At 67.1% G+C, this 1,466-nt stretch carries 1 protein-coding gene; it reads left to right on the top strand.

All coding sequences use genetic code 11. The annotated features are described in order from the left end of the window. Positions 1–109 precede the first annotated feature (109 nt). Entirely contained in the window at positions 110–1,417 is a 1,308-nt protein-coding gene (locus HPC46_RS34370; RefSeq protein WP_006242193.1) for an IS256-like element ISMtu1 family transposase, read from the top strand. Positions 1,418–1,466 lie beyond the last annotated feature (49 nt).

The following is a 1,466-nucleotide window of genomic DNA, read 5'->3' as shown; positions in this document are numbered from 1 at the left end:
CCCGGTCTTCGTGGAATTTGAGGTGGCGGTCCCTCACCTGATGCCCGCCAGATGGTAGGTCTTCGGGTGAACGACCAAGTACACCTCGAAGAAGGAGTAAGGGACCGCCATGAAGACCGTACCTACTGTTCGCCTCGCTGACACGACCGACGCCGCCGGGTTGCCTGAGCTGCCGGAGGAGATCCGGCTGGCGATGACCAGCATCGCCGGGGCGGCCCGGGAGGGGTTGTTGGCGATGAGCGTGGCCGCCGGGATGGCGGTGATGCAGACGATGTTTGAGGCCGAGATCGCCGCGGCGTGCGGGCCGAAGGGCAAGCACGACGCTGACCGGATTTCGGTGCGCCACGGCAGTGGGAAGGGGTCGGTGACCCTTGGTGGTCGGCGGGTGCCGGTGGCCCGGCCGCGGGCACGCACTCTGGATGGGAGCGAGGTGGCGCTGAGCACCTATGCGCACTTCGCCGCCGATGACCTGCTGACCCAGGTGGTGATGGAGCGGATGCTGGCCGGGGTGGCCACCCGCCGGCACGCCCGCACTGCGGAGCCGGTGGGCGCCCAGGTCGGCGAGGAGGCGAAATCGACTAGCCGCTCGGCGATTTCGCGCCGATTCGTGCGCCAGACCGAGACCGCGCTGGGCGAGCTGATGAGCCGCGACTTGAGCGAGCTGGACATCAAGGTGCTCATGTTGGATGGGGAGCACATGGCCCAGCGGTGCGTGGTGGTCGCGCTGGCGATCACCGCCGACGGAACGAAGGTCCCGGTCGGGCTGTGGGACGGCTCCACGGAGAACAAGACCGTGGTCCGCTCGCTGCTGGCCGACCTGGTCGAGCGCGGCCTGGCCATCGACGATGGGCTGCTGGTCGTCTGCGACGGCGCCAAGGCGCTGTCCGCGGCGGTGCGTGAGGTGTTCGGCGCCAAGGCCCTCATCCAAAGATGTACCTTGCACAAGCGGAGAAATGTCGCTGATCATCTGCCCGACAAGGACAAGGCCTGGGTGGACGCCAAGTTGGTCAAGGCCTTCGCCCACCCTGACCCAGACACCGGGTTGCGCAACGCGAAAAGCCTTGCCGGGCAACTTGGTAAGAACTATCCCAGTGCGGCCGCCAGCCTGCGCGAGGGGCTGGAGGAAATGTTCACTGTCGCCCGCCTCGGCATCGACGGCCGCCTCGCCAAGACGTTGACCACGTCCAATCCGGTCGAGTCGATGATCTCCATCGCCCGGACCACCAATCGCAACGTCACCCGCTGGCGCGACGGGCAGATGGTGCTGCGCTGGACCGCGGCCGGCATGCTCAACGCCGAACGATCCTTCCGTCGCATCAAGGGCCACAAGCAGATGCCCCAGCTCGTCGACGCCCTGCGCCGACACGCTCACCCCGACACCGGCGCCGACACCAAATCTGTCGGTGCCGCCGCCTAGAGTTCATCGTGGATCGTCACCCAAATTCCACGCGACTCGGGACATGCTC

This window comes from Mycolicibacterium vinylchloridicum (assembly GCF_013404075.1).
GTDB lineage: Bacteria > Actinomycetota > Actinomycetes > Mycobacteriales > Mycobacteriaceae > Mycobacterium > Mycobacterium vinylchloridicum.
Note: the sequence above shows the minus strand (reverse complement) of the source record. Positions and strands in the feature narration are given on the sequence as shown.

Excerpts from the sequence above, each read along its gene's own strand:
- HPC46_RS34370 (WP_006242193.1), top strand. The coding sequence starts at position 110 with ATGAAGACCGTACCTACTGTTCGCCTCGCTGACACGACCGACGCCGCC.